Here is a 26,495-nt window from a genome sequence, read left to right as displayed (position 1 = left end):
GCGGTCACTTCTCGCTAAGTCACGGTCACTTCCTGATGGAGAGTCTTCTGATGATCAAGGTCAATATTCTTTACCCGAACGGCCCGCAAGTCGTCTTCGACTTTGACTACTATCGCAATACACATCTGCCGCTGGTGGCAGAGCTAATGGGCGATGCGCTCAAGGACACCCAGGTCGATGCTGGCCTTGATATGGGTCCGCAAGGCGAGAAAGCGCCCTATATCGCGATCGGGACGCTGTACTTTGCATCAGTAGAGGTGTTTCAGGCTGCCTTTGGGCTGCACACGGAGCAGCTGATGGCGGATGTCCCCAATTTCACCAACACCACACCAGTGGTGCAGGTGAATGAGCAACGCTAGCAGCGAGTGATGGGAAACCCAAAGCGAGCTTTTGTCATACTCTGATGTCAGCTAATACATAGTGGCCTGCCTTTTCAGCAATGAAAGGGCCGGCCGCTTTCGTTGAAGAGATAGTCGTTATTCATCAGCACTGTCTAGCGCTTTTCTACATGACGGAGTTCTCGGCCATCAATAGGTTTCGTGTGACTTGGCTTGGCGTTGACACGAACCAGTGAGTACTTTTTATCAGCAACAGGATAGACGGCGGTCACCCGCGTCAGCCTGCGGCTTGTAGGCAAGATAGTGTCCAGCAATCAGACGGAGCCCAATAAGGTACTTGTCTTTGATGATCCCGTAGCCCTGGCTGCGGGATTTTTCGTTTTGGCCCCTATGTGAATTTTCCCGTCCGGTTGTCAGTGAGAAGACGCGTGAAGCCATACCTCTCAATAGGGTTATCTGCTGTGCATGAAGAGGGAGGTGGGAGTTGTCTCCTGTGAGAGCCTGGTGGTGTACTGACCTTCTGTACTCTCTACTCATCCGTCGTGGAGAGCTGACTGAGGAGTCTGTCATGGTTACCTGGCCGGAGCCCTTTTCGGTAAAAGGGCAGCATGTCGCGTTGGTACCGCTGTCTCACGATCATCATGGTGATCTGGTGGAGGCCACTGCCGATGGGCAATTACATCGTCTCTGGTACACCAGCATCCCGGACGGTGCTGGGATGGAGGCGGAGATATCACGCAGGGCGGCACTGGAGACGATGTTGCCATTCACAATCTTGGATGTCGCAACGGGCAGGGCGGTGGGTATGACGACCTACATGAATATCAGTGAGGAACATCGACGCCTCGAGATTGGCTCTACCTGGTATCGTAAATCGGTACAGCGCTCGCCGATGAATACCGAGTGCAAACTGTTGTTGTTACGGTATGCGTTTGAGCAGCTTGGGTGTGTCTGTGTTGAGTTCCGTACGCATGTTTTGAATCAGCAGAGTCGTCGTGCCATTGAGCGCTTGGGCGCGAAGCTGGATGGCGTGCTGAGGTCAAACTCGATCATGCCCAATGGCACCGTGCGTGATACTGCAGCGTATTCCATCATTGCCAGTGAATGGCCGATGGTGAAAGCCAATATTGAATGGCGTCTGCACAAGCCGCGCCTGTGAAGGCTTGATGCGACACATCAGAAAACTCTCTGGCCGCCGTTGGAAACCCTGGCCCCGATTGCGGCGGTATGTGGGAGATAGCCAGGTGGGTGGCATGTACAAGATACAGTGACCTGTCATCCCGATGCGCGTACCCCCATGCTCCCCATCGAACTGGCTTGCTGTCGTGCAGCCAACACCCTCATCAGATCGGGATTTCTGGAGTGGACAGCACCTCACGCAAGCCCATGAATGAGCGAATCTGACGCACGCCCGGCAAATACAGCAACTGTTCAGCGTGCAGTCGGTTGAAGCTTTGGCTGTCTTTCGTTCGCAGCAGCATGAAGTAGTCGAATTCTCCGGTCACGACGTGGCATTCCATACAGCCCGATACTTTCTGTGCCGCGGCTTCGAAGGCAGCGAAGGATTCCGGTGTGGAGCGGTCCAGCACCACGCCAATCAGTACCACCATGCCTGCCCCCAAGGCTTCATTGTCCAGCAATGCCACGATGCCTCTTATCATGCCAGTCTGCTTCAGGCGTTCGACGCGTCTCAAGCAGGCGGGAGCACTGAGACTGACTTTCTCGGCCAAGGCCACGTTGGAGAGGGAGGCGTCTTCCTGCAGCACCGCAAGAATGGCGCGATCAGTGCGATCCAGAGATGAATTCGTGTCTGTCGGTTGAGATCGCTTGTGTAATTTTGTTGTGTTCAAAGCCAGATTCTCACAATGAAAATGTGTTTTCTTGATTTCTTTAGAAACAAATATCTGAAAAACCTTCGCTATTTGCAACCAATATTCGGATGAATATCTCTACCATTATGGGTGCTGAAGTTTTCCCGTGACGTCGTGTCCGCTCACGTCGCCTTCAGTGTTCTGAGCATCCAATAACAAGGAGAAAAGGTATGAATCTGGATAAATTCGAGCGCTATCCGCTGACATTTGGTCCTTCCCCGATTACCCCCTTAAAGCGACTCAGCGAGCATCTGGGCGGCAAGGTCGAGCTGTATGCCAAGCGCGAGGACTGCAACAGTGGCTTGGCGTTCGGTGGTAACAAGACTCGCAAGCTTGAATATCTGATTCCTGAAGCCCTTGCACAAGGCTGCGATACCCTGGTATCCATCGGCGGAATACAGTCGAATCAGACGCGCCAGGTCGCGGCGGTGGCAGCACATCTCGGCATGCAGTGTGTGTTGGTTCAGGAGAATTGGGTCAATTATTCCGACGCCGTCTACGATCGAGTCGGCAATATCGAGATGTCACGCATCATGGGGGCAGATGTCCGTCTGGATGCCGCCGGCTTTGATATCGGCATCCGCCCTAGCTGGGAGCAGGCTATGGCGGATGTCGTCGAGAGAGGCGGCAAGCCTTTCCCTATCCCCGCTGGCTGCTCCGAGCATCCTTATGGTGGTCTAGGGTTTGTCGGCTTTGCAGAAGAGGTACGCCAGCAGGAAGAGGAGTTGGGGTTCACCTTCGATTATATCGTCGTGTGCTCGGTCACGGGGAGCACTCAAGCGGGTATGGTTGTCGGTTTCGCAGAAGATGACCGGTCACGCCGGGTGATCGGGATTGATGCTTCCGCCAAGCCGGAGCAGACCCGGGCCCAGATTCTTCGTATCGCTCAACAGACGGGAGAACTGGTCGAGCTTGATTCGCCAATCACCGCTGAGGATATCGTTCTGGATACTCGTTATGGATATCCAGAATATGGTCTTCCCAATAACGGGACCCTGGAAGCCATTCGCCTATGCGCAAGACTCGAAGGGGTGCTGACTGACCCCGTGTATGAAGGCAAGTCCATGCAGGGGATGATCGATATGGTGCGAAAGGGAGAATTCCCTGAGGGGTCACGCGTGCTTTACGCCCACCTCGGAGGTGTACCGGCCTTGAATGCTTACAGCTTCCTGTTCCGCGATGGCTGAGGGTGCTTCGAAGCCCGATCGCACAATTTCACGTGTCTGACAAAGATCCCGCCTGGCGGGATCTTTTGCGCTTCATGACGACTCAGTGTGTCATTCAGGTTTCCTTGCACCCGCTGAGAGGTCGAAGGTCCATGAGTCAGTAGGCAGAAGACAGAAGGACTGCCTCATGTTGTCCGCAATAGACATAAAAAAGCGAGACAGGCCTGAGCCCGTCTCGCTTTTTTACGTTCTGCCGCCGTCAAACTCGCGCGATTTCCTGAACTTCGTCAATCATCAGCTATCAGCGATTTCAGGAAGCGACCAGCATTTCCAGCGTGGCGCGAGCGCCATTGTCGTGCAGACTCTTCAGGGCCTTGAGATAGGCATCGCGGAAGCGCGGCTGATCGACCAGGTCTCCGAAGAGTTCACGGTTGTCGATGAAGGCGGTTGGCTCTTCACGCTGACGGCTGGCACGGGCCATCAGATCTTCCTTGAGCGGATCAACCACGTCGATGGCTTCACCTTGCTCATCCACGCCTTCGGCGTAACGTGCCCAGCTGGCAACGACTGCCGCCGTACGACGTAGTTCGCCGCCGCTTTCCAGCTGCGCGTGGGCAACGGGAATCAGGAACTTCGGAATGCGGTCAGAGGTTTCTGCGCACAGACGGGCGAGGGTATCTTTCACTTCCGGATTGGCGAAGCGTTCGATCAGGGTGCGGCAATGCGCATCAAGATCGATACCCGGTAGTTGTGCCAAGGTTGGACGGGCTTCTTCGTTCATGTAGCCGAGCAGGAAGTCGACGATGAGCGGGTCATTGCAGGCTTCGTGAGCATAGCGATAGCCCGCCAGATAACCGAAGTAACACAATGCCTGGTGGCCGGCATTCAGTAGACGAAGTTTCATCAGTTCATAAGGTTCGACGTCATCTACCGGCTGCACACCGACGTCTTCAAATGCCGGACGGCCATTGGCGAAGTGATCTTCCAGTACCCACTGGGTAAACGGTTCGCAGACCACCGGCCAGGCATCTTCCACGCCAAAACGTGCAGACAGCTCTTCGATATCGGCAGGCGTGGTGACAGGGGTGATACGGTCAACCATGGAATTGGGGAAGGGCACTTCGGCTTCGATCCACGCCGCCAATTCTGCATCGCGGGCGCGTGCGTAGGCAGTGAACATCTTGTGAGCGACCTCACCGTTGCCCTGGATGTTATCGCAGGACATCACGGTGAAGGGAGCCACGCCACGTTCGCGACGACGTGCCAGAGCTTCGGTGATCAGGCCGAAGCTGGTCTTGGCAGCGCCCGGATTGGCCAGGTCATGCTTCACATCCGGGTTTTCAAGATTGAACTCACCGCTCACCGGGTGGAAGTTATAGCCACCTTCAGTCACCGTCAGCGAGACGATGCGAATGGCCGGGTCTGCCATCAGTTCAATCACGGCATCCGGGGAGTCCGGTGCATAACGGTAATCGATGATGGAACCGATCACGCGCGGCTCATAGGTGCCATCCGGGTGCTTGAGCACGAGGGTGTATAGGTTGTCCTGAGAAGCCAGGGCTTCCTGCATGCGACGATCGCCGGGCATCACGCCGACGCCGACGATGCCCCAGTCCAGCGCTTGACCGTTGTTCATCAGCTCATCGAGATACATGGCTTGGTGAGCACGATGGAAGCCACCCACGCCAAAGTGAACGATACCAGCGCTCACCGCACTACGGTCGTAGGTCGGCGTCGCTACCTTGGCATCAAGCTGAGTCAGACTGGTATTGGAGAGACGAGTCATGGAAGGTCTCCTGCCGCGTGTCGCGGTCGGGTCAAAAGGGGTGAAGAAGTCGTCGGTACTAACGGCCAGCGGCGAAGGTAGCCCGGTGTCTTGGGACTACCTTCGCCGCTGGCCTGTCTATTTGCCTGTTGGCACGTTGTCGACTCAGCTAGTAGCGGGTGCTTGCTTGGCAGGCTGATTGTTGAATAGCGCCTTGCCGCGCTGTAGCTCCCAGTACGCAAATGCAAAGTAGATTGCCGTACACCAGATGGCCACGTGATAGAACATTTCACGATTCGCTTCGTAAGTGGCGAGGTCGGGGCTGAAGAAAAGCACACGAACTGCCAGTACGAGAGGAATGGCAAGACCCACCACCATCCAAGTCGCTTTGATGATCTTGGTCAGGCCAGAAGTATCCTTGATCGGTGCGAAGTTCGTCGTCTCTGCCTGCTTGGCATGGAAGACTTCGACGCGCGCCTGGAATTCACGCTCGGCCGCTTCTGCTTCCGGATAGGATTGTGCTGCGCCTGCGCGTTTTGCCATCAAGGTATACAACGCGATGGAGACGAACCAGGTGGGCAGGAACAGATAGTAGAAGGGAATGACATCGACCAACTCCAAACCGAATCCGAACAGCAGTGATAGCCCCCAGGTCGCCAATGCAGGGACGTTATGCTTCAGGCCCTTGTAGCGTGCCCAGTAACGGCTGAAGCCCAGTTTCGGGAACAGATGATGTTCCGCGAAGATGATCCCACCGATCGGTACCAGCACCAGACCCGCATAGGTCAGCAGCGGCAGCATGCTGCGATAGACGAACGGGAAGCAGCTAAGCACGGCCACGCAGATACCCACTGCCAATGTCGCCTTGTTGCGCGAGAGGTTGGGCAGTGCAGATTGGGCGGCAAGCCCTGCACGGTAAAGATTGGCGTTGGCGGTGGTCCAGCCTGCGACGACCACGATGACGAAGCCTGAGGCGCCGAGGGCATGGAGAGCAACTTCACCAGGTTCAAGTATTTCGATGCTGATACCCGCCACGGCAGCTGTCGCCGCCCCCATCAGGCCAGCAGAAATCCAGGCAACGTAATGGCCAAACATCATGCCGGTACCGGTCGCCAAGCCAGAGCGCTTGCGCTTGGCGTAGCGCAGCAGCGCCATATCGATCAGACCGAAGTGCGAGAAGGTGTTGGCCGCCCAGGCGAAACCGATCACTTCCCAGATACCAATGCCTGCTTCACCATCGGAATTGATACCAGTGAAGACCGTACTGCCTGCGACATCGATCAAATTCGAGAAACTGCCAAGGCTGGTCTCACCGGTGACGGACTCGGCCAGCTCCGGCAACAGCACCATGCCGCCGACGGTGAACATCAGCATCAACCACGGGGCGCAGATGCTGGCGAATTCGGTCAGAGCGTTGAAGCCATAGACCGCCACCAGCACTACGATAGCTGCCACTGCCAGCGCCAACAGGATGAATTCAAAGCTGGTGGGATATGCCTGGGTCTGAGCCGGGATATCAAACAGAAGCCTGACCGCCGTTGCGGAGACGGTGATCATCGCCGCAGAAATGGCACTGAAGATGATGACATTGGCCCAGTTATAAAGGCGTGACATCGAATCACCGGCGATGCGGTGAAGGTAGGTGAAGAGGCTGAGGCGGGTCTCGATGGCGATCGGTGTCGTGATCAACCAGAAGCTGAGAACCGCAAGAGCGTTACCAATCAATAGACCGAACAGAATATCCCAGATACCTGCACCGAGTGCGACAAAGGTCGCACCGATAACGAATTCGGTAGCGGCAACATGCTCGGCAGCGTAAAGGCCGGCGAAGTGCGGCCATCGGTGCAGTTTGTGACGTGGTACCGGCAGTAGTTCATCGTCCATCTGGGCGATTTGCCGATCCAGGTCTGGCGCAGTACTGGCCATGTTTGGCTCCTTTTTTTACGGCTTATCTTGCTGCTCCTACCTGAGGCGTCACGTAAGTGCGATGGCGTTAAAACCGGCAATGACGAGGATAAGTCGTCAGTCAAACGATCAAACTACTCAGTGGTGGCGCAAATGATCGGTGAACGGACATGGAAATGCAAAGCTCACGTACTTGAACTTTGGGCTATGTCGTCAAGATGTTGCTGATTCTTGAAGAGAGGTAGCGCTACAGGCCGCATGATACGGGGGTTTACTATCAACTTGTCAATTTGATGACTCGATTCATCAAAGCAGTTTTTCACAATGCTGAACGCCAGTCGCTACGCCAGTCGCTACGCCAGTCGCTACGCCAAGCATTGTTTCAAGGCTAAAGCGGCGGAAATAAAGGGGAGGCTCTTTCGATTTTATATGCAAAAAAGCGCATATTTGAATGCTTCTATGCTTCGCAACGCCATGCGCTCACGCCGAAGTAATCAGAGACAACGTGGCTGTTCCTCTTGCTAATGAAAGGACATTCATGAAATCGGGAAGGGACACCATGACGAGACAGCCAAGTCTCGATGATGATGAAATCGTTCAGCAACTTCATGATATATAGGGATTTTTGGAATTTTCCTGGCGCGTAATATTCGATGAAAGATGGCCGCAGAAAGCATGATGTGGTGAAGATCGCCTCTATCGTCAATCGATAGGGGCGTTTTTGTACGTTGCTCAGTCATCAATCCGTGTGGCATGGAGTGGTCTTCATGTATCCAATAAGCGACACCAATCGCAGCGTCGGGCGACGCTTTGTGCACGAAATAACGACAAAAATAGCGAAAATTGAGACATCTTGCGGTGCTGGACAAGTCTCGTTAAGGTTGCGCAACACTGTTTCCTAACTGAGAAACTCCCTACATGATTCCCGGTGTTGAAATGGCGGCGGGGCAAGATGAGGAGGCCAGCCATGCGCACGCGCACACTGACCATTCTGATGATGATCTTTACCCTGCTGGGTGCTCCACTGGCACAGGCAGGTCCTCATGATCGAGGGCACGGCCATCACGATCGAGGCCACGGACATCACGATCGAGGGCATGGCCATCATGATCGCGGCCATCACGGCAGACAGCACAAGAAGCATTACCGACAGCAAAGGCATCATGAACATCGTCGCCATGAGGCGCGTCGTCATCACCAATGGCGCCGAGGCGACCATCTGCCGCGTCATTACTATTCCGATAATCGCTACTGGGTGCAGAATTGGCGGCATCGTCACCTGTCCAAGCCGCCGCGCGGGCATCGCTGGCTGAATATTGATGGTCGCTATGTGCTGGCGGCTGTCGCGGGTGGGGCGATCACGGCGATCATTCTCAATCGCTGATCGCGTGACATCATCGCAAGATAGCTGAGCCAGCATTGTGTCTAGCCCTGAAATAGGACTGCCTCAGCGCCATAGCCAATACGCTCTATCTTTTCGTCATCTGGTAGCGGCTGGATGTGTTGTTCATTCTTGACTGACGACTGTCAGTTTCGTGAATCCGCTTGGCTAGCATTGAATTGCCTCGTTCAACGCGTCCCTGAGCGTTTCCCTTACCACCTCTGGCGTGAATGGGGGCTTGAGGAAGCGAACTCCGGTGGCATCAAACAGGGCATTCGCGATGGCGGGGGTGCCGGGCAGTGACGTGGACTCACCCACGCCAAGCGGGGGGAGATCGGGGCGGTCCAGCAGCATGACGTCGATATCGGGAATTTCCGAGAACCGCAGGATAGGGTAGCTGCCCCATTCACTGCTGGTCGGCTTGCCATCCTCAAAGCTCACACGTTCCTTCAGCGTTCGGCTGAGCGTCTGGATGACATTGCCGTGCACCTGATGTCGTACGCCGTCAGGGTTGATCATGAGGCCGGCATCCTGGCCGACCGTCAAGCGGGTGATGATGATGCGTCCGCTCTTGGGGTGCACCGTGAGCTCGACGACCCAGGCCGCCAGTGCCGCACCAAATCCGGGGAAGCGACTGTGGACATACTGGGCATAGGCGAAGCCTCTGCCTGATAGCCACCCTTCGTCATCGAGACTTTCAGAAGGGGCAGAGTGTGCAACTCGTGTTTCCCAGCCGGCGCGAGTCGCTACCCGCATGGAGAGCTCGACGGCTCGAGGGTCCGTCAGCGCATTGAGGCGATAGATGACAGGATCCTGCCTGGCAAGAAATGCCAGCTCGTCGATGAAACTCTCGTGGGCAAAGGTGTTGGGCATGGCAGAGACGCCGCGTAGCCAGGAGGCGCGGACCAACGTCGGTACGTCATCGCATGCGATGTCACGATTCGCATACCGGTAGGGCGGCACTGCTGTGCGATCCCCCATCTCGAAGGGAATGTCACTGGGCGTCGCTGCGCCGGTCAGAAGTAGTGCCAAGGTGGGGGAGTTGTTCGACGGATAACGCGAAGTGAAACGATAAGCGGCAGGGCTGCCATCGACGTCAATCGCGCCGGTGACTGTCATCAGCTGGGCTGCCCCCTTGGGCTCCCAGGTGTGTTCCTGCGCGCGCGTCAGTTGAACGCGCACCGGACGCCCCACGGCGCGCGAGAGGAGTGCCGCATCGGCGCCGACATCATCAGCGCAATTGCGACCGTAACAGCCTGCCGCCTCCATGCGCGTGATGGTGATGCGGGCTTCATCCAGTGCCAGCAAACGGGCGAGATCGGCTCTCAGGCTGTGCGGGTTCTGCGTGCCGGACCACAGTGAAAGTCGGCCGTCGCGATAGTCGGCCAGCGAGCAAGACGGGCCAATGGAGCCATGCAGCTGAAAGGGCCAGACGTAGGTGCGCTTTAGCGCATGACGAGCGGTTTCCAGCGCATTGTCAACATCGCCCTCGTTGAGCAACGGTCGATGCGTGGCCGGTAATTCACGTAATGCCTGCTCAACGTCGTCCAGTGATGGCAGGCTCGCGCAGGGTCGCCACTGTATCTCGAGTCTGTCGGCGATGGCTCTCGCTTGCTCTTCCCGCTCCGCCACCACACCGATGAAGTCGCCGATGACCACCACGTCTACCAGTCCCGGCATGCCTTCCACGGACTGGATATCGACCGCAATCACGCTGGTATTGACGAAGTCCCCGCGGTCATGGCCCGTGTAGGGCGGACGGACCACGGCGCCGTGCAACATGCCCGGCAGGCGCATGTCATGTACGAAGGTCAGCTGGCCCGTGGCTTTCTGGGGAATATCCACTCGTGATGTCGATTTGCCGACAATTTTATAATCACTTACCGGCTTCAGGCAGACATGATCGGCAAGCGTCAAGGCATGACGGTGACCCTTGAGCAGCTCTGCATAGTGAATGCCATCGCCGTCAGCCTGCGATCCTTGAGATGACTGAGTCGATTGAACGCGGCCATCGACGCAGCGTAATGCCGTGCGCGAAACCCCCAGGCGCTCGGCAGCCAGCTCCAGCAGATATTCCCGCGCCTGAGCTGCCGCGCGTCTCAGCGGATCGGCAGTGATCTGAATGGTGGCACTGGCAATGGTCGGGCCTTGATTGGGTACCTCAAACGGGTGGCCCAGCACCATGGTGACCTGCGCGCAGGGCACTTCCAGCTCTTCTGCCACGATCTGCGCCAGCGAGGTACGAATGCCGGTGCCAAGATCGACATGGCCATTGAACGCCATGACCTGGCCATCTTCGAGTAGGGCGATGAAGAGTTCCGGCTCGTTGGGCACGAAGTTGGAGTGTGTGCCGGGTTGTCCGGGGGCGGGCTTGGGAGGAACGACAGGGTCACGATAGACCACCAGCATGTCGGTGCCCGTGAGAAGTTCATGGCGGTCAGGCAGCAATGCGCGAGTCATGTCAGCTCTCTATTGGATGTGTTTTTATTGTGGGAGGATGTCGCGGCCTCCATGCCCAGCGGTTGCGTGATTTGTGGCGTATGCATGAGGAATGTCGCGCGTCACGGTACCGAGAGAATCAGTATGAATATCCGCCTTTCGTATTGTATCGTCTAGCTTTTGTGCCAATGGTGTTGCAATGCAAGCGTATCGAATACACTGCGCGGGTAAGGTGTGTACCTTATGCTGCGGGTATATCCCGTGTCGGCCGCTGTCACGCGAGAAGTGAGCTGGCAGCAAGAGTGCTGTCGGCAAACGTATTGCTGGCAAGCAATGTGTGTTCCTCAAGGATGCTGCATGACCATCGAGACACAAGATAAAGCGTCACGGACCGGTGAGCACCAGACCCCGGCAGAGCAGGGCTATGATTTCTCTGAGCAAGTCGGCCATTTGCTGCGCAAGGCCTACCAGCGCCATACGGCCATCTTTCAGCGTCACTGCAGCGACTCACAGCTAACGGCTATCCAGTTCGTGACGCTCTGTACCGTCATGGAGCGTGGAGCCAGTTCGTTGACGGAGATCGTCAGGGCAACCGATATCGATCCCGCGACCATTCGGGGCGTCATCAAGCGTCTCAAGGCACGTGAGTGGGTGACGCTGGCGACTGATCCTGCGGATCAGCGCAAGGTCATGGTCGCGATCACTGACGCGGGGGAAGCCCTGGTCGAGAGCATGATTCCGGTGGCACATCAGATCACCGACCAGACGATGGGCAAACTCAATCCCGCCGAGCGCATCGCACTGCTGCATCTCCTTGAGAAGATGAATACGCCCTGAGATAGCCCCGGGCACCGTGAGCGTCAATCGACATCCAGTCGATGCATTGATCACTTGGCCTCCTGGCCTCTTGGCTTCGCAAGCGTTGCAATGAAAAATGCCCAGCCATGGAAGGCTGGGCATTTTCCGTTACGCCTGTTGCAAGTGCTCAAGCGTCTCCTTTAGCGAGATGACATCGCCGTACTTGCTGTCGATGTCGAACAGATTGGCTTCGTGAGGAGCCGGGTGTCGATCACCGACGCATTCACGTACCACCATCATTCTGAAACCGTGCTGCACGCCATCCACTGCGGTGGCGCGAATGCAGCCACTTGTCGAACAGCCCACCAGGATGAGGGTGTCCACGCCCATCGCCACCAGTGTCGACGCCAATGAGGTGCCGAAGAAAGCGCTGGCATATTGCTTGGTGATGACCAACTCATCATCTTGCGGCATCACTTCTTCACAGAATCGTGCGTAGGGGCTGCCAGGTACCATATGACGCATGACAGGCGCCTTTTGAACCCAGAGTCCACCATCGCGCTGTTCCGGTGCCAAGTACAGTATGTTGGTGTGGATGATCTCGATGCCCGATGCACGGGCCTGCTTCAGCAGGCGTGGCATCCTCGCCACGGCCTCCACCACCCCGGGTGCATAGAGTGGCGACTCGGGGAGGATATAGCCCTGCATGAAGTCCACCACCAGCAAGGCAGCCTTGTGGCCAAAGCCAAGGCGCCCATCCCAGACACCCTTGTAGTTGTCATTCACGTCTTGTGATCGCATGCCGGCACTTCCTCATTGCTTGTGTTCAATAAGCCCCTGACAACAGAGCACCCGCCCCCGGCACGATTGGTTCCAGTCCCAGTGATTTCAGCATGGAATACGTGGTGGCAATCGCCGCTGTCACGACCGGCTTTCCGGTCAGAGCCTCGACCTTGGCGACGGCTGGCAGAGAGGGCATCTGAACGCAGGCGGAAAGCACGATGGCATCAATGTCGCTCAGGTCCATGCTGGCAACGATGGCCGGCAGGTTGTCCGGGTCGTGGCGCGCGACATCCAGATTGTCGGGAATCTCCAGCGCCCGATAATCCACCACATCAATCCCTTCCTCGCGGATGTAGTTCACGACCATCTCCGTCAGCGGCTTCATATAAGGAGCCACGACCACCACGCGCTTGGCGCCTATTACCTCAAGAGCATCCACCAGTGCACCGGCGCTGGTGACCACCGGAGTGTCTGCGCCATTCTCGGCGGTGCACTTGCGCAGGCGCTGCTGTGATTCACGATGATAGCCCGGGCCCATCGACATGATGGCGACAAGGCAGGCGTAGCCCATGACATCGACGGCTGCGTCCGAAAGCTCCAGTGCGCAGCGATCGGATTGTGCGTCCATGGCGGCCAGCTCTTCCTTGGCGACTGTCTTCATGCGCATGCGGCTGGAATGGAAGGTGAAGCGTTCCGGGCGAATATGCTGGCGGGCCAGCAGCATGGCCGGTATTTCCGTCTCCATCGTGATGTTGGAGCTCGGGACGATCTGGCCGATACGGTAGGGTCTGGCCATCGTGGAAGGCGTCTGGGGCATGACGGACATCCTTTATTGTCGTTATGGAGTTGTGCAGTTATCGGGTCAGGAAGTCTTCGAAGGCCTCGAAGAAGCCGTCGAAATCATCCCAGGGAATCATGTGGCCAGCATTCGGCGCATGGGTAATGCGAATGCTCGGCAGCAGGCGTTGTATCTCTTGCTTGTCTTCCTCCTGAATGACGCCTCCCTTGCCGGCACACATCAGCAAGGTAGGTATCGCGATCGCCGGTAGATCCTGATGGATATCCACGCTGTGGAATTCCTCGAAGGCCTGCACGATGGCGGGGGGGAAGCAGGTATGCAGCCATTCCGCGCGCAGCATCAGTTGCTCGTCGCTCCAGGTGGCGCAATAGCCGCGCATGGTCTCGATATCCGCCCCGAGGGAGCAGTCGCGGATGGAGTCCACATACCAGGGCAGCTTGCTGGGGTACTCCCGACGTCCTGGCCCCGACACCGGTGGATCGATCAATACCAGCTTGCTGACATCCTTCGCGCCACGTGTCACGGCGCGTATCGCGAAGCGCGCGCCCATGGAATGTCCTGCCAGAATCACGTCCTTGAGCCCCAATGCCTTGATGAATTCGATGATGTCATCGGCACAGGTGTCAGTGTCGTAATTCAGCTCAGGCCCTGTGGAGGACAGGCCGCGGCCACGTACGTCCAGCACGTAGGTATCGAAATGCTGCCCGAGTTGCTCGGCAACGAACCCCCAGGTGATGGCAGGACTGGTAATGCCGGGGACAAGTACCAATGCCTGGCGTGGTGCACCATCAGATGTTGGCGAGGAGGCGCCGCCATAGCGCAGGTAGTGTTGGCGGATGCCATTGGCCTGGACGTTTGCGCCATGGAGATAGGTGCTGCTCATGCGACATGCTCCTCGGTGGAAGTGGCTGGCTGCTTCAGGGGGACTTCATAGACGTCGTAGCCAAACACCCAGGCGGGATCTTCGTCTTCTCGAAGCCAGGTGTTGTCATGGGAGACCTGTTGCACGCGGGAGGCCCGCTCGAAGCGATTGTGGCGATACAGTTCGAAGGCTTCCTGATACTGATGAGCGCCGACTTCTTCGAGGCAACGCACCAACATCGCAGCGTCTTCAATGGCCATGGCGGCGCCTTGTGCCATATGCGGTTTCATCGGGTGGCAGGCGTCGCCGAGCAGGACGAGGCGGTTCTCATGCCATAACGGCAGCGGATTGCGCTCCAGCAATGGCCACTTGGTGACAGTCTCGGTGCAGTCGATCAGTGCCTGGACCGTGGGATGGTAGCCATCGAACGCCGCGCGCATCTCGTCGCGGGAGCTTTCGACGAAGGAGGTGCCGTGATTCCACTCCGGCTCAGGGACACCAGTGACGTAGTAGTACTCTTTCTCATCGCCTGTCACGAAATAGACCATCATGTGCCGGTCTTCTGACCACCACTTCACGCAGGCTTCGAAATCAAGATCGTAAGCCTTGAGCTTTTCCGCCGAGATGATGGCGCGATGGGCGACCCAGCCGCTGTAGGTCGGGGCTTCCGTCCCCAGCAGCTTCTCGCGAATACGCGAGTTGACACCATCTGCGCCAATGACGATGTCGGCTTCTTCTGTGGTGCCATCGGCAAAGGTCATGACCACCTTGTCATCGCGCTCGTCGACATCGACCAGATGCTTGTTGAAGTGCAGTTGCCGTGGATCAAGGGCGCTTACCATCAGTTCATGCAGGTCGCCGCGATGCACGGTGATATAGGACGCCCCGTATTGCGCGTGCGCAAACTCGCCCAGGGGGATGCGTGACTGGTAGTCGCCTGTTCTGCCATCACGGCTGAACCACTCATCAGGATGTGACCCCATGGCGTTCAGCGAATCCTCGATGCCGATTCGTCGCATCACCTTCATGACATTGGGGCCCATGTGAATACCAGCACCCAGTCGCGTAAATCCGGGAGCCTGTTCATACACCTTGGTGTCATAGCCGGCCTGTTGGAGTAGCGCTCCAGCGGCTGCGCCCCCGAGCCCAGCGCCAATCACGGCAATCGTGGGTTTCTGTGTCATCTCGACGTTTCCTCTTGGTCTTGTTGTAGGTTGGCCGTCCGGCTTGTCGTGCATGCGAGATGATGAGAAAGCAGGCTTTCTTTCATCGTCCTTCGAGCTTTCGGGCCATTGATTCATCAGGTGACGATTTCTGTAAAAACAACGTATACGCCATTAATGAGTGGGTCAAGCACGATATTGGTAAAATGGAAATTGTCGATAAACCTCACGATAGGCTTACGGATTTTCCACTTATCTGGCTGTTTTATGTGTGTTTGTGGCATTTATTCGTGAATTCTATTAATTCTTGCCAACCTGCAAGTGCCGGTGCTATATGTTGTAGTCACTGGAATATATGCGTGTATACGTTTTTAAATGGCGAGAGGGTTTGCACCGATCTGGACGGTGGCAATCCGGCATTGCACTAAAGGTGTGCGAGTGCGAAGTCGCGACAGGCCTACGAGATGTCAGCGGGCGATGCAGGAACTGATCCACGTGGTGCCGAGGCAGTACGTGCTGGCGCAAGAGGCACTGACGCAATAGGTGCTGGCGCAATAGTGACGGCACCCGCCACAAACGAATGACACGTCATCGAGAACAGAACAAGAGGTGGTGAAATGCCCGTCAGTCAAAGCGAATTGACCCAACATTTTGAGCACGTTCTCGCGTTGTCAAAGGTGGATGACACCCAGAGCGTGGCGATTCTCAAAAGCCATTACTCCAATGCCATGATCGTGGCGGCGGCCATGGAGGCCTCGCAGCGCCTTGGTGCCAAGGCCTATATCGTCGAATTGGCGTCGTTCAATCATCGAACGGCGGTCGGCAATGATCTCACGGCCTATGTCGGGCATACCGCATTGACCAATCATCCAGCCGCCCAGCAGGCGCTGATGGCGGCAGATCTGGTCGTGGACACCATGATGCTGCTGCACTCACCAGAGCAGGAGGCCATTCTCAAGTCCGGCACGCGAATCCTGTTGGCGGTCGAACCACCCGAAATGCTGGCACGCATGCTGCCCAGCCTGGATGACAAGCGACGAGTCGAGGCTGCAGCGGATGTCTTCAAGCAGGCCTCCACCTTCAAGGTGACTTCCAAGGCAGGCACGGATTTCACGGCCAGTCTTGGTCAATACCCAGTGGTGAGTGAGTACGGGTTTGCCGATGCTCCGGGACGTTGGGACCACTGGCCGAGTGGTTTCCTGTTCTCCTGGCCCAACGAGGGCAGTGCTGAAGGGACGATCGTGATAGACATCGGCGATATTCTGCTGCCGTTCAAGACCTACGTGCGCGACAAGCCGATCACGCTGGAAATCAGCGAGGGCTTCATCCGCAAGATCCATGGCGGCTTTGATGCGGAATACCTGCGCGAGTACATGGCCCATTTCAAGGATCCTGATGTCTACGCCTTCTCGCATATCGGCTGGGGATTGCAGTCTCGAGCCCAGTGGACGGCCTTGGGGTTGCACGACAAGAACGATGCCATTGGCATGGATGCACGTGCCTTCGAGGGTAATTTCCTGTTCTCGACCGGGCCCAATACCGAAGTGGGTGGGCCGCGCAACACCCCCTGCCACATGGATATTCCGCTACGACATTGCTCCGTCTTTCTGGACGGGAACGCCATGGTGGAAGAGGGCAAGATCGTGGCGCCGCAGGGCTCATTGTCATCTGAGTGACATGCCTTGATGAGAGTTGGCAGCAAGCAGGGTGCGGTAAGCAGAAAGCAGGAAAAAGTGCAGAGATTGGCGGCTATGGAGGGCATCGGCTCAAGAGGCGCCCCCTCCGCGGGATTGGCAATGCATAATTGAGGTTCCCGAGAGAACCCGAACCACCCAACAATAATGATGAGTCCCATGACGCAGACACTGACGTTGACGGTTGATCAGAAAACCCATGAGTTGTCGGTGTCTCCGAACATCCCGCTGCTCAATGTGCTGCGTAATGATTTGGCGCTCAACGGCCCCAGGTATGGCTGTGGGCTGGGAGAGTGCGGTGCCTGCAGCGTGTTGGTGGATGGCATGGCCGCAAGGGCCTGCATCATTCCGGTGGCCTCGGTGGTGGGGCGCGAGGTCACGACGCTTGAAGGATTGGGCAATGATGAGCAGCTGGACCCGGTGCAACAGGCCTTCATTGATTGCCAGGCAGCTCAGTGTGGCTATTGCCTCAATGGCATGATCATGACCGTGCGCGCCGTACTGAATCGCCAGCCTGATGCGACAGCCGCCCAGCTGCGCGCGGCGCTGGAATACAACCTCTGTCGCTGCGGCACGCATGTCGAGATCCTGGCAGCCGCCCAGCGTGCGGTGATTTTGAATGCTATCGCCATCAAGAAGGGGGTGGCAGATGAGTCAGCGTCAGCGCAGTGAACTCCCATCACTTTCAGCGCTCGTAGGGTGTCCCGGCGAGCTCATTCATCGTGCGCGTTACGGTGTGGTAGTGCGCCCCCCGCAGTATGCCTGGGATGGCAATCAGTTCGTGTGCGATCAGCTGTTGGATATCACGTCCAGTGCTGATTCAGATGCCAATGGCAGTTTTCAGATCGTGCGGGAGGCCAATTTCATTGGCATCGTGGCGGACTCCTTGTCAGCAGCGCAAGACGCCGCACGTCAGCTCACGGCCCGCTGGCAGTCCTCTGTGACGGATGGGGCGCCTGCCTTGTCTGACCGCAGTCCAGTGGCACAGGCATCGTCGCAAGACGACGTCCATCATCACGACTATGGCTGGCCCAGCCGCATGGGGTGGGGTGACGCTCCGGGTTGGATATTGGCGGATTGCACCACTAATGGCCTCCATGTCTGGGCGCAGACTGTTACTGCGGCGCTATTGAAAGAAGATCTCGCATTCGCAACGGGGATGCTGGCGCACCAGATCCACGTGGTCAGCGAGACCTCGGCACGTCTTTGTGGGTTGGGGCGGCACTGTGGCGATGATGCTGCGGTCGATGCTGCCCTGATGTCGCATGCGCTAGGCTGTCCTGTCGCGGTCTGGCTGGACGCCAGTTATACCCGGGATGTGAAGGCGCTGGGGGTGTCACAGCGGATTTCCATCAGTGCCGCGCGCAAGCGTGATGGCGAGATTGTGCAGTATCGCAACCAGCAGGCGCACCTCACTGGTGAGGTGCCAGCGGTCGGGGTGCTGCTGGCGGATCGTTTGCCTGCGTGGCCAGGGAATCGTCAGGTGGCATCAGAGGCCGACGAAGACCCGTATCAAGACGAGTTGGATGGCATTGATCTGTTTTCGCCCTATGAGTTTGCCGACGAGACACTCTCGGCGCGCAATGGCGGTGTAACGGCAGGAAGTGCGCTTGAGGGTCTTGGTGATATCCAGCAAGTCTTCGCACGTGAGTCGTTCCTGGATGAGGTGGCACATGCCAGTGATGAAGACCCGATTGCGCTGCGATTGCGCTATATGGAAGATGTGCGTGGTACTGAGCTGATCCACTCCGTGTCACAGCGTGCGGGGTGGGGAAAGACTCCGCCGAGCGATGGGATGGAAGACAAGCCGCAGGAGCTGCTGGCGGGGCGGGGGTTTGCCTACTCCCAGCGACCTGATGCCAGTCATCGACTGGCGTCAGGCGTGCGTTCTGCCTGGATTGCCGATGTTGACGTCAATCGCATTACCGGAAATGTGACTCTGACGCGATTGGTGGTCGGTCAGGACGCCGGCGCTGACGTGGATACCGCGCGGCTGAAGCAGACCCTGCAGGCCAGGGTGCTGGGTGAGCGTTTTTCGGTATTGGGCCACGAGCCAGCCTTTGATGAGTGGGGCGATGGCAAGCGTGTGGTGAATACCTCGCCGGATAAGCTCGGCAGCAGAACGATTGCACTCGCTGGCACTTCGGCACGTGATATCGCTGCTTCAACGGGTTGCGACTCAAGTCACCACGCCTCAACCTCTGACGATACGCTGTCGCTCTTGCCCGAGTCGGCAGACCTGTCGCCTGGGGTCGCCGTGATCGCCAATGCCCTGTTCGACGCGACTGGTGTGCGTTTCAGGCAGCCGCCTTTCACGGCAAAACGCGTACGGGCTGCCTTGAAATCACGCGACGCTGCTCACGATGTTACGCAGGGGCGGCCGCAAAAAGACGATGCTCGGGTTCAGAGGCGTAAAAGCTCGCCTGAACGTCGCGTGAGCAAAGGCTGGGTGAAGAGCACGGTGCTGACGGCGGCTGCCAGTGCGGTCGCGGGCACCGTCGTCATGGCCTGGCCATGGAAGGGGGCCATTGCCCCCATCGCGAGGCCCTCAGCCACTCTCTACTCGGCTGATACCATTGAGCGCGGAAGACTGGTCGCCGCCGCCGGAGATTGCGCCGCGTGTCACACGGCAGAAGGCGGCACTGAAAATGCTGGCGGCCATCGCTTTGATACCCCGTTTGGCACGCTTTACAGCACTAACCTTACGCCAGATGAGGCCACGGGCATCGGGCAGTGGTCCTACGATGCCTTCAGACGTGCGATGCGTGAGGGAGTCAGTCGAGAAGGACATCATCTCTATCCTGCCTTTCCCTACACCGCCTTTGCCAAGGTCAGTGATGCTGACATGCAGGCGTTGTATGCCTATCTCATGGCACAACCGGCGGTCAGTGCCAGCGCTCCCGCCAATGACTTGACGTTCCCGTTCAACCAGCGCGCCTTGATCGCTGGCTGGAATACGCTCTATCACGACACCACCCCTTTCATGCCAGATCCCGCGCAAAGCGAGCTTTATAACCGTGGCGCATATCTTTCAGAAGGGCTGGGGCATTGCAGTGCCTGCCATTCACCCCGCAATGCCTTGGGGGCTGAGCGCGGTGGCAAGGACTATCTGGCGGGCGCGATGATCGACGGCTGGGAAGCGCCGGCACTCAATACGCTCAATCACTCGCCAGTTGCCTGGAGCGAAGCGTCGCTCTATGACTATCTGCGAGAAGGCAAGTCGACATTGCATGGTGTGGCTTCCGGGCCGATGGCGCCCGTGGTGGCGGGGTTGGCGGAGTTGCCGGAATATGACGTGCGTGCCATCGCGCACTATGTCGCGACACAGATGGAGGCACCGGCTGGCGATAGTCCGGTCATGCTGCAAGATGCTGCGGCCAGAGTTGCGCTGTCGCAGACAGGTCCTGCGGAGAGGGAGGCAGGTGAACGTCTGTTCGATGGCGCCTGTGCCTCCTGTCATGCCGAGCAGCTGGTGCCGTCCTTCTCCAGTGCCACGACATCATTGGCATTGAACACCAATCTGCACAGCGCCTCTCCCGACAATACCCTCCATGCCATCCTGGGCGGTGTGCACGCTGAGCACGCCCCTGGTATCGGGAACATGCCCGGTTTCTCCGGCAGCTTCACCGACACCCAGGTCACCACGCTGACGCAGTATCTGCAGGCACGCTTCGCGCCTGACAGCTCCCCTTGGCAAGACGTTGAGCAGCGCGTATCCGCGATACGCAAGGAACACCACAGCGCATCATCATCTCACCCCTAAGACGACAACAATAAGAGGTTGATCATGAAGAGAAGTAAATGGATATGGCTGATATGGGCCTTGGTCCTGCTCTGTTACGTAGTGCCCTATACGTTACTGACCCATGTGAGTGCATGGTACGGCAGTTTCTTGTTCTGGTCGGTGGCGGGCGTGATCGTCATCGCCGTGAACCTCTATATCACCAAGGATTTCGAGGAGCACAGCAATGACTGAGTCACTGATCTGGTGGTCCATCGCCATCTACATGTTGATTGCCGTCGGGATTGCATTGCTAGCGCGCCAAGGGGGTGCGGAAAGCATGTCGGGCTACTTCCTGGGCAATCGTCAGATGAACGGCTTTGTCTCGGCAATGAGTTACAGCGCAACGACCTATAGTGCCTTCATGATGGTAGGGCTGGCAGGACTGACGTATGCCGGTGGGGTCGGCGCACTGGGATTCGAGATCATTTATTTTGCCGGTGTGTCGCTCGTTGCCATCTTCGGTCCCAAATATTGGGCAGTGGGCAAGGCCTTTGGCTTTGTCACGCCAAGTGAGATGCTGGGTCGGCGTTATAACAGCCGCCACGTCGCCATGGCAGTCTCGATTGCCAGTTGTATCTTCCTTATTCCTTACGCGGCAGTGCAGCTGGCGGGCGTAGGCTATTTGCTTCAGGGGACAACCAACGGTGCAATTGATTTCACCACGGGTGTGGTAATGGCGACGGCCATTGCTATCTTCTTCTCCTACGTCGCGGGCATTCGTTCAGTCATGTGGACTGACTCATTGCAGGCCATCATGATGATTGTGGCTTCTACATTGGTCGCGTTTCTGGTGATCAAGGGACTCGGTGGCTTTGGAACCCTGTTTGATACGCTGGCCACTGAGAAACCGCAGTCATTGACGGTGCCGGGGTCGGGGTTGTTCAGCTTCGTAACTTTCCTCGGGCTTACCATTCCGTGGTTCTTCTTCAGTCTCTCCAATCCGCAAGTCAGTCAGCGCCTGTTCATGCCATCCTCGTTGAAGGCCATGCGACAGATGCTGCTCGGATTCCTGGTATTCGGCCTTATTTACACATTGGTATCGGTGCTGTGGGGGTTCTCTGCGCTGGTCGCCTTCCCAAGCCTTGAGAGCGCTGACCTGGCAACAGCATCGTTGCTGAGTTCTGGATTCGTGCCGCCGGTGCTGGGTGTCATCGTACTGATTGGCATCATGGCTGCCGCCGTCTCTACCATTGACTCCATCATGTTGACGCTATCATCGATGCTTGCGCGTGATGTCTATGCCAACCTCAATCCCGCTGCCAGTGAGAAGCGTCAGTTGATGGTCGGCAAGATTGTGGTCCCCTTGATTGCGTTGATGGCGCTAGGCTTTGCCGAGCTCAAGCTCGATCTTATCGCCGTGCTGTCGGTTGCCGCATCGTCGGGACTCGTCGCGGCAGTGCCTGCCATCATCGGCGCCTTCTATTGGAAGCGCGGAACGGCAGCAGGCGTACTGGTCAGCGTCATCGGTACTGCCATCTTCGTGCTGGCGATGTACGCCACCGGCAACTCACTGCTCGGCCTGCCTGCTGGCATCTGGGGCATCATCGTCTCCAGCGTGTTGTTCGTTGGCGTGAGTCTTGCCACTCAGCCGCATGCTTCCTCCGCAGATGAGTTCATGTTGGCCATCACGGATGAGTTGAAGAAGAAGCGGGGTGCCTCGGCGACTCCTTCCCATGCGGCGCCCATGAAGTACGCCAAGGACTGACGGCAGTCGCGTCATCTCATTGCAGAGACAAGAAAGCCCCGAAAGGGGCTTTCTTGTCTCTGGCATCATTCATTTGCCGTCACCCACACGATACTCGCTACCCTCAGGCATGAGCGCTGCATACCCAGGTGATCGTAGCGGGGGTCTCCCCGTTGTAGGTGATGGCATGCCCCAGGGTGCTGTCAAAGGCGAGGCTGTCACCGACTGCGAGTTCAATCGGGTCATAGAGTTCTGTCCAGACGGTCACTTCACCGCTGGTGACGATGACCTGCTCTTGCCCTGCGTGACGCTGAAGATCGCCAAACTCCGCCAGATTCCGATTCAATATCGTGGTTTCCAGCACCATGTATTCCTTGGAGGCCACGTTGTTGCACAGCGGACGGTAGCGATAGTTGGGGGTCTCCACCACTTCGCCCTCCTGAGCGCGCGTGAGCGCCAGCCAGCCACGAAAGGCGTGTTCTTCCGCGTGATAGAACAATTCGCTGACATCTACCTCCAGCCCCTTGGCAAGACTCACGATGACTTCAAACGTCGGGGAAATACGCCCGTTCTCGATGCGCGAGATGCTCGCGGCGGAAATTCCCGAGGAAAGCGCCATGCTGGCGATAGTCAATCCTCTGGCCTTGCGTAACGCCTTGAGGTTGTCACCAATGGCGCCGGCCTGTCGTTTTCGAGGTTTCAGTACCGGCGGCTGTTCCTGGTGAGTGGGCATATCGTGTCGCTCCGTCGTGATGGTCAGGGTGTGAAACATTCAGGCATCACAGGTCATGTTCGGGCTGGGCCGCGACTGGTGCTGAACCATGCAGCTCCAGGCTCGGTGTCTGCTTGCAGAGATATTTAGAGCCCGATCGCGATGAATGTCGAGGCAATATCCATATTTGACGCAATATTGCGTATATGCAATTCTCGTGCAGGGTCGGATTTTCGCGCACAGGTCGCTCGCGGTTCTCGTGTCTCGTCTGAGGCCATGACGTGTCATGGAGGGTCGCGGCCACTGGCAGTCCTGCATCAGCACCGCACTCTAATTAAAATAATCTCGGGAGAACAACAATGTACAACTTCAAGAGACACATTCTCAGCACCTGTATCACTGTTGGCTTGCTGGCAACTGCCACGGTGCAGGCCGCTGACATCGAGTGGAAAATGGCGACTCCCTGGGGTGGTGGGCCCTGGCTCGAGCGAGATGCCAAGACCTTTGCCGACTATGCCAATGAATTGACCAACGGTGATGTGAGCATTCAGGTGTTTCCGGGCGGCACTCTGGGGGGAGCGCTTCGCGTGACCAATACCGTGAAGTCCGGTGTCGCGCAGATCAGCCACAACTACATCAACTATGACTACGGGACCGATCCTACCGCTGCACTTCTGGCAGGGCATTCCAGCGGCCTGACGCCGGAAGAGTTCATGCTGTGGATGTATGAGGGGGGCGGTATTGAACTCTACGAAGCCTTCCGGCGTGAAGTCTTCGGTGTCGTTGCTTTCCCGTGCTCGACCCTGGGCACCGAGATATTCCTGCACTCCAGCAAGAAGGTGCAGACGCTGGAAGATTTCCAGGGGCTGCGCCTGAGAACGTCCGGGGCCTGGGCGGAAATCGCCTCGCGCCTCGGCGCTTCTACCGTGGTGATGGCGGGCAGTGACATCTATACGGCGCTTGATCGCGGCGTGATCGATGCCGCGGAGTGGGGCAGCCCGGAGCTCAACAAGCCGACAGGGTTCCAGAATGTGGCCCAGTACGTCATCTTGCCCGGTATTCATCAGTCGGGCGGCATTCTTGAATGTGAAGTGAACGTCGATGCCTGGGATGGCCTGAGTGAGGCCCAGCAGAATCAATTGCGTCTCGCCGGCAAGTTGAGCGTGTTCGAATCGTGGTTGGATAGCTCCTTTGCTGATCTCGCGGCCTTCAAGGAACTGAAGGAGGGCCCCAATGAAATCGTGCAGCTGGATCAAACCTTCATTGATGCCATCTACGAGGAAACACGTGCCTGGGAAGATGAGAAGGCTGCCGACAACGAATGGTTTGCCCGTGTGCTGGAGTCGCAGCGCAACTTCAAGCAGAGCATGACGACCTGGCAGGACTACCGTCTGCCGATCGGGGAGATGGGGCGCTAAGACGCTTCGCCACACGTTCATGGCACAGGCGATAGCAACATCGCCTGTGCTCTCTCCCTGTTGTTATCCGGTAGGTTGCCATGAAAATTATCGCTGTCATTGAGCGCCAGACCCGCTGGGCGGGGTATCTGGGGGCTGTCTTGATACTGCCGCTGGTGCTCGCGCTGGTCTATGAAGTCTTCAGTCGTTATGTGCTGGGAAAACCCACCTTGTGGGCGTTTGAAGTCAGCTACATGGTGATGGGCGCCATCTTCATGCTGGGCATGGCGAATGCCCTGCGTGTCGGGCAGCACGTCAGCGTGGATGTGCTGAGCCAGAACTTCCCACCACGCCTGAGAGCGGGTGCTCACCTGGCCTGCTATGGAGTGTTTCTTCCGGTCCTGCTTTGGCTGGTCTGGGAGCTCTCGTTCTATGCGATCGAGGCATTCTCTTCGAGTGAGCGTTCTGGACGTTCTGCCTGGAATCCAGTCGTCTGGCCGGTCTTCAGTGTCTGGTGGCTGGGCTTCGTCTATCTGGCCCTGCAGGTGGTCGCGGAGATGCTGAAGCTGCTGGCGACGCTGCTTGGCCACGATGACGCTGTGGAGGCGCACTCATGAGCGACATTCTTGGCCTGATCATGTTCCCCGCACTCATCGCGCTGATCGTGCTCGGGTTTCCGATCGCATTCTCGATGATCATCGTTGCAACCGTCTTTGGCGTTGCCCAGTTCGGCGATGCCGCGGCCTATCAGCTGTTGACCAAGATTGAAGATACGGCGTCCAACTCCATTCTCGCCGCCGTGCCATTGTTCATCTTCATGGGCGCAATGCTCGAGAATTCCGGCATTGCCGAGCGCCTGTTCGGTGCCATCCATCTGTGGACACGGCGGATGCCGGGTGGACTGGGGGTGGGAGCCGTCATCATGGGGACCATCTTCGCGGCGGCCAGTGGCGTCGTCGGGGCGACCGAGGCGGTGATCGGCATGCTCGCCGTGCCTGTCATGCTCAAGCATCACTACGACAAGTCGCTGATCTCCGGCACCATCTGTGCCAGTGGCTCATTGGGCACGGCGATTCCGCCATCCATCACCGTGGTCATTCTCGGACCTGTCGCCGGTGTTTCCGTCGGCTCACTGTTCAGTGGTCTGCTGATCCCAGGCCTGCTGATGGCGCTGTTGTTCCTTCTCTATATTGTCGTGGTCTGCGCACTGAAGCCTGCGCTCGCGCCGCGACTCAAAGAGGATGAGCAGCACCCGGGGTGGGGCAAGTTGCTCACTATTACCCTGAGTGCGCTGCTGCCGACCATGAGTCTGATCATGGTGGTGCTGGGGACGATTCTGATGGGCATCGCCACGCCGACGGAAGCGGCGGCCTGTGGGGCGCTCGGCTCCGTATTGCTGGCGCTGGGGTATCGCAATCTCACGCTGTCCATCCTGTGGAGCGCGGCAATACGCACACTCAACATCACCGCGATGATTCTGCTGATCGTGCTGGGCGGCAACATGTTCGCCGGTGTCTTCTTCGCCTCCGGCGGGATGGCGACCGTCCAGTCGCTGCTGCTGGATACCGGCATGAGCCCATGGCTGATTCTCGGTGCCATTCTGTTGATCGCCTTCCTGGCCGGTTTCGTGCTCGACATGATCTCGGTGGTCCTGATCGTCATCCCCGTGGCCATGCCGGTCATCGGCCTGCTCGGCTTTGATGAGATCTGGTTCTGCGTGGCGTTCCTGATCGTGATGCAAACAAGCTATCTGACACCGCCGCTGGCACCTTCCATCTTCTATCTCAGAGCCATTACGCCGCCTGAAGTGACCCTCAAGCATATGTACAAGGGCGTAATGCCTTTCATATTCCTGCAGCTTCTGGTCCTGGCGTTGATCCTGGCATTCCCGGGTCTGGCGCTGTGGTTGCCGGATGCCATCAGCGGGCCGTCATGGAAGTAAGGCTCCTCGACT

Annotated in this window: 22 protein-coding genes; 13 read left to right on the top strand and 9 right to left on the bottom strand. The window is 57.6% G+C overall.

Features of this window, described 5'->3' with window-relative positions; all coding sequences use genetic code 11:
- Positions 1 to 50 precede the first annotated feature (50 nt).
- Positions 51 to 359, top strand: coding sequence for an EthD family reductase (locus GQR90_RS10190; protein WP_158774009.1), 309 nt, complete (start codon positions 51 to 53; stop codon positions 357 to 359).
- Between the two features lie 547 nt (positions 360 to 906).
- A complete protein-coding gene (locus GQR90_RS10185) occupies positions 907 to 1,497 on the top strand; it encodes a GNAT family N-acetyltransferase (protein WP_158774008.1) in 591 nt (196 codons plus the stop codon).
- A gap of 184 nt (positions 1,498 to 1,681) precedes the next feature.
- Here the strand turns inward: GQR90_RS10185 and GQR90_RS10180 are convergent, their stop codons facing one another.
- Positions 1,682 to 2,266: an Lrp/AsnC family transcriptional regulator gene (locus tag GQR90_RS10180; RefSeq protein WP_233266222.1), complete on the bottom strand. Its 585-nt coding sequence runs from the start codon at positions 2,264 to 2,266 to the stop codon at positions 1,682 to 1,684.
- Between the two features lie 113 nt (positions 2,267 to 2,379).
- On the opposite strand from GQR90_RS10180, the gene GQR90_RS10175 reads away from it, so the two are divergent.
- Positions 2,380 to 3,396, top strand: a complete 1,017-nt coding sequence (locus GQR90_RS10175) for a 1-aminocyclopropane-1-carboxylate deaminase (protein WP_158774007.1) — start codon at positions 2,380 to 2,382, stop codon at positions 3,394 to 3,396.
- Between the two features lie 289 nt (positions 3,397 to 3,685).
- Here GQR90_RS10175 and GQR90_RS10170 read toward each other — a convergent pair whose 3' ends face one another.
- On the bottom strand, positions 3,686 to 5,161 hold the full coding sequence (locus GQR90_RS10170; protein WP_158774006.1) for a mannitol dehydrogenase family protein: 1,476 nt from the start codon (positions 5,159 to 5,161) through the stop codon (positions 3,686 to 3,688).
- Positions 5,162 to 5,305: 144 nt separating this feature from the next.
- On the bottom strand, positions 5,306 to 7,066 hold the full coding sequence (locus tag GQR90_RS10165) for a purine-cytosine permease family protein (protein WP_158774005.1): 1,761 nt from the start codon (positions 7,064 to 7,066) through the stop codon (positions 5,306 to 5,308).
- A gap of 946 nt (positions 7,067 to 8,012) precedes the next feature.
- Here GQR90_RS10165 and GQR90_RS10160 point away from each other — a divergent pair.
- Positions 8,013 to 8,429: an RcnB family protein gene (locus GQR90_RS10160; protein ID WP_158774004.1), complete on the top strand. Its 417-nt coding sequence runs from the start codon at positions 8,013 to 8,015 to the stop codon at positions 8,427 to 8,429.
- A 165-nt stretch (positions 8,430 to 8,594) separates the two neighbouring features.
- Here the strand turns inward: GQR90_RS10160 and GQR90_RS10155 are convergent, their stop codons facing one another.
- Positions 8,595 to 10,886: a xanthine dehydrogenase family protein molybdopterin-binding subunit gene (locus GQR90_RS10155; protein ID WP_158774003.1), complete on the bottom strand. Its 2,292-nt coding sequence runs from the start codon at positions 10,884 to 10,886 to the stop codon at positions 8,595 to 8,597.
- A gap of 336 nt (positions 10,887 to 11,222) precedes the next feature.
- Here GQR90_RS10155 and GQR90_RS10150 point away from each other — a divergent pair, with 336 nt between their 5' ends.
- The gene (locus GQR90_RS10150; protein ID WP_158774002.1) at positions 11,223 to 11,702 is read left to right on the top strand and encodes a MarR family winged helix-turn-helix transcriptional regulator; all 480 of its coding nucleotides are present in this window, start codon (positions 11,223 to 11,225) and stop codon (positions 11,700 to 11,702) included.
- A 129-nt stretch (positions 11,703 to 11,831) separates the two neighbouring features.
- Here the strand turns inward: GQR90_RS10150 and GQR90_RS10145 are convergent, their stop codons facing one another.
- The 4 genes from GQR90_RS10145 to GQR90_RS10130 form a co-directional block, all read right to left on the bottom strand.
- Complete coding sequence (locus GQR90_RS10145) at positions 11,832 to 12,464, bottom strand: N-carbamoylsarcosine amidohydrolase (protein ID WP_158774001.1); 633 nt, start codon at positions 12,462 to 12,464, stop codon at positions 11,832 to 11,834.
- A gap of 25 nt (positions 12,465 to 12,489) precedes the next feature.
- A complete protein-coding gene (locus tag GQR90_RS10140) occupies positions 12,490 to 13,191 on the bottom strand; it encodes a maleate cis-trans isomerase family protein (RefSeq protein WP_199269542.1) in 702 nt (233 codons plus the stop codon).
- Positions 13,192 to 13,300: 109 nt separating this feature from the next.
- Positions 13,301 to 14,128, bottom strand: coding sequence for an alpha/beta fold hydrolase (locus tag GQR90_RS10135; protein WP_158774000.1), 828 nt, complete (start codon positions 14,126 to 14,128; stop codon positions 13,301 to 13,303).
- Positions 14,125 to 15,291, bottom strand: coding sequence for an FAD-dependent monooxygenase (locus GQR90_RS10130; protein ID WP_158773999.1), 1,167 nt, complete (start codon positions 15,289 to 15,291; stop codon positions 14,125 to 14,127). Before GQR90_RS10130 ends, GQR90_RS10135 begins: the two co-directional genes overlap by 4 nt.
- 596 nt (positions 15,292 to 15,887) lie before the next feature.
- Here GQR90_RS10130 and GQR90_RS10125 point away from each other — a divergent pair.
- The 5 genes from GQR90_RS10125 (at position 15,888) to GQR90_RS10105 (ending at position 22,453) form a co-directional block, all read left to right on the top strand.
- Complete coding sequence (locus GQR90_RS10125) at positions 15,888 to 16,946, top strand: 2,5-dihydroxypyridine 5,6-dioxygenase (RefSeq protein ID WP_158773998.1); 1,059 nt, start codon at positions 15,888 to 15,890, stop codon at positions 16,944 to 16,946.
- A gap of 177 nt (positions 16,947 to 17,123) precedes the next feature.
- Positions 17,124 to 17,636, top strand: coding sequence for a (2Fe-2S)-binding protein (locus GQR90_RS10120; RefSeq protein ID WP_199269404.1), 513 nt, complete (start codon positions 17,124 to 17,126; stop codon positions 17,634 to 17,636).
- Positions 17,614 to 20,727 (top strand): c-type cytochrome, encoded by a 3,114-nt coding sequence (locus tag GQR90_RS10115; RefSeq protein ID WP_158773996.1) that lies wholly within the window; start codon positions 17,614 to 17,616, stop codon positions 20,725 to 20,727. Before GQR90_RS10120 ends, GQR90_RS10115 begins: the two co-directional genes overlap by 23 nt.
- 24 nt (positions 20,728 to 20,751) lie before the next feature.
- On the top strand, positions 20,752 to 20,940 hold the full coding sequence (locus GQR90_RS10110) for a hypothetical protein (RefSeq protein WP_158773995.1): 189 nt from the start codon (positions 20,752 to 20,754) through the stop codon (positions 20,938 to 20,940).
- The gene (locus GQR90_RS10105; RefSeq protein WP_158773994.1) at positions 20,933 to 22,453 is read left to right on the top strand and encodes a sodium:solute symporter family protein; all 1,521 of its coding nucleotides are present in this window, start codon (positions 20,933 to 20,935) and stop codon (positions 22,451 to 22,453) included. Before GQR90_RS10110 ends, GQR90_RS10105 begins: the two co-directional genes overlap by 8 nt.
- 103 nt (positions 22,454 to 22,556) lie before the next feature.
- Here the strand turns inward: GQR90_RS10105 and GQR90_RS10100 are convergent, their stop codons facing one another.
- On the bottom strand, positions 22,557 to 23,165 hold the full coding sequence (locus tag GQR90_RS10100; RefSeq protein WP_158773993.1) for a helix-turn-helix domain-containing protein: 609 nt from the start codon (positions 23,163 to 23,165) through the stop codon (positions 22,557 to 22,559).
- Positions 23,166 to 23,503: 338 nt separating this feature from the next.
- Between GQR90_RS10100 and GQR90_RS10095 the strand changes: the two genes are divergently transcribed.
- The 3 genes from GQR90_RS10095 to GQR90_RS10085 all read left to right on the top strand — a co-directional run bounded on the left by GQR90_RS10095 (position 23,504) and on the right by GQR90_RS10085 (position 26,483).
- Positions 23,504 to 24,562 (top strand): C4-dicarboxylate ABC transporter substrate-binding protein, encoded by a 1,059-nt coding sequence (locus GQR90_RS10095; RefSeq protein ID WP_158773992.1) that lies wholly within the window; start codon positions 23,504 to 23,506, stop codon positions 24,560 to 24,562.
- An 80-nt stretch (positions 24,563 to 24,642) separates the two neighbouring features.
- Positions 24,643 to 25,158 carry a TRAP transporter small permease subunit gene (locus GQR90_RS10090; protein ID WP_158773991.1) on the top strand — a complete coding sequence of 172 codons (516 nt, stop codon included), beginning with the start codon at positions 24,643 to 24,645 and terminating at the stop codon, positions 25,156 to 25,158.
- Entirely contained in the window at positions 25,155 to 26,483 is a 1,329-nt protein-coding gene (locus GQR90_RS10085) for a TRAP transporter large permease (protein WP_158773990.1), read from the top strand. Before GQR90_RS10090 ends, GQR90_RS10085 begins: the two co-directional genes overlap by 4 nt.
- Positions 26,484 to 26,495 lie beyond the last annotated feature (12 nt).

This window comes from Cobetia sp. L2A1 (assembly GCF_009796845.1).
In the GTDB taxonomy this organism is placed as follows: domain Bacteria; phylum Pseudomonadota; class Gammaproteobacteria; order Pseudomonadales; family Halomonadaceae; genus Cobetia.
This window is presented reverse-complemented; position numbering and strand designations above follow the sequence as displayed.

Coding starts and splice junctions, on each gene's coding strand:
- GQR90_RS10110 (WP_158773995.1), top strand. CDS start 20,752: ATGAAGAGAAGTAAATGGATATGGCTGATATGGGCCTTGGTCCTGCTC.
- GQR90_RS10135 (WP_158774000.1), bottom strand. CDS start 14,128: ATGAGCAGCACCTATCTCCATGGCGCAAACGTCCAGGCCAATGGCATC.
- GQR90_RS10125 (WP_158773998.1), top strand. CDS start 15,888: ATGCCCGTCAGTCAAAGCGAATTGACCCAACATTTTGAGCACGTTCTC.
- GQR90_RS10120 (WP_199269404.1), top strand. CDS start 17,124: ATGACGCAGACACTGACGTTGACGGTTGATCAGAAAACCCATGAGTTG.
- GQR90_RS10175 (WP_158774007.1), top strand. CDS start 2,380: ATGAATCTGGATAAATTCGAGCGCTATCCGCTGACATTTGGTCCTTCC.
- GQR90_RS10095 (WP_158773992.1), top strand. CDS start 23,504: ATGTACAACTTCAAGAGACACATTCTCAGCACCTGTATCACTGTTGGC.
- GQR90_RS10155 (WP_158774003.1), bottom strand. CDS start 10,886: ATGACTCGCGCATTGCTGCCTGACCGCCATGAACTTCTCACGGGCACC.
- GQR90_RS10105 (WP_158773994.1), top strand. CDS start 20,933: ATGACTGAGTCACTGATCTGGTGGTCCATCGCCATCTACATGTTGATT.
- GQR90_RS10085 (WP_158773990.1), top strand. CDS start 25,155: ATGAGCGACATTCTTGGCCTGATCATGTTCCCCGCACTCATCGCGCTG.
- GQR90_RS10150 (WP_158774002.1), top strand. CDS start 11,223: ATGACCATCGAGACACAAGATAAAGCGTCACGGACCGGTGAGCACCAG.
- GQR90_RS10170 (WP_158774006.1), bottom strand. CDS start 5,161: ATGACTCGTCTCTCCAATACCAGTCTGACTCAGCTTGATGCCAAGGTA.
- GQR90_RS10090 (WP_158773991.1), top strand. CDS start 24,643: ATGAAAATTATCGCTGTCATTGAGCGCCAGACCCGCTGGGCGGGGTAT.
- GQR90_RS10140 (WP_199269542.1), bottom strand. CDS start 13,191: ATGGAGACGGAAATACCGGCCATGCTGCTGGCCCGCCAGCATATTCGC.
- GQR90_RS10185 (WP_158774008.1), top strand. CDS start 907: ATGGTTACCTGGCCGGAGCCCTTTTCGGTAAAAGGGCAGCATGTCGCG.
- GQR90_RS10160 (WP_158774004.1), top strand. CDS start 8,013: ATGCGCACGCGCACACTGACCATTCTGATGATGATCTTTACCCTGCTG.
- GQR90_RS10165 (WP_158774005.1), bottom strand. CDS start 7,066: ATGGCCAGTACTGCGCCAGACCTGGATCGGCAAATCGCCCAGATGGAC.
- GQR90_RS10130 (WP_158773999.1), bottom strand. CDS start 15,291: ATGACACAGAAACCCACGATTGCCGTGATTGGCGCTGGGCTCGGGGGC.
- GQR90_RS10115 (WP_158773996.1), top strand. CDS start 17,614: ATGAGTCAGCGTCAGCGCAGTGAACTCCCATCACTTTCAGCGCTCGTA.
- GQR90_RS10190 (WP_158774009.1), top strand. CDS start 51: ATGATCAAGGTCAATATTCTTTACCCGAACGGCCCGCAAGTCGTCTTC.
- GQR90_RS10100 (WP_158773993.1), bottom strand. CDS start 23,165: ATGCCCACTCACCAGGAACAGCCGCCGGTACTGAAACCTCGAAAACGA.
- GQR90_RS10145 (WP_158774001.1), bottom strand. CDS start 12,464: ATGCGATCACAAGACGTGAATGACAACTACAAGGGTGTCTGGGATGGG.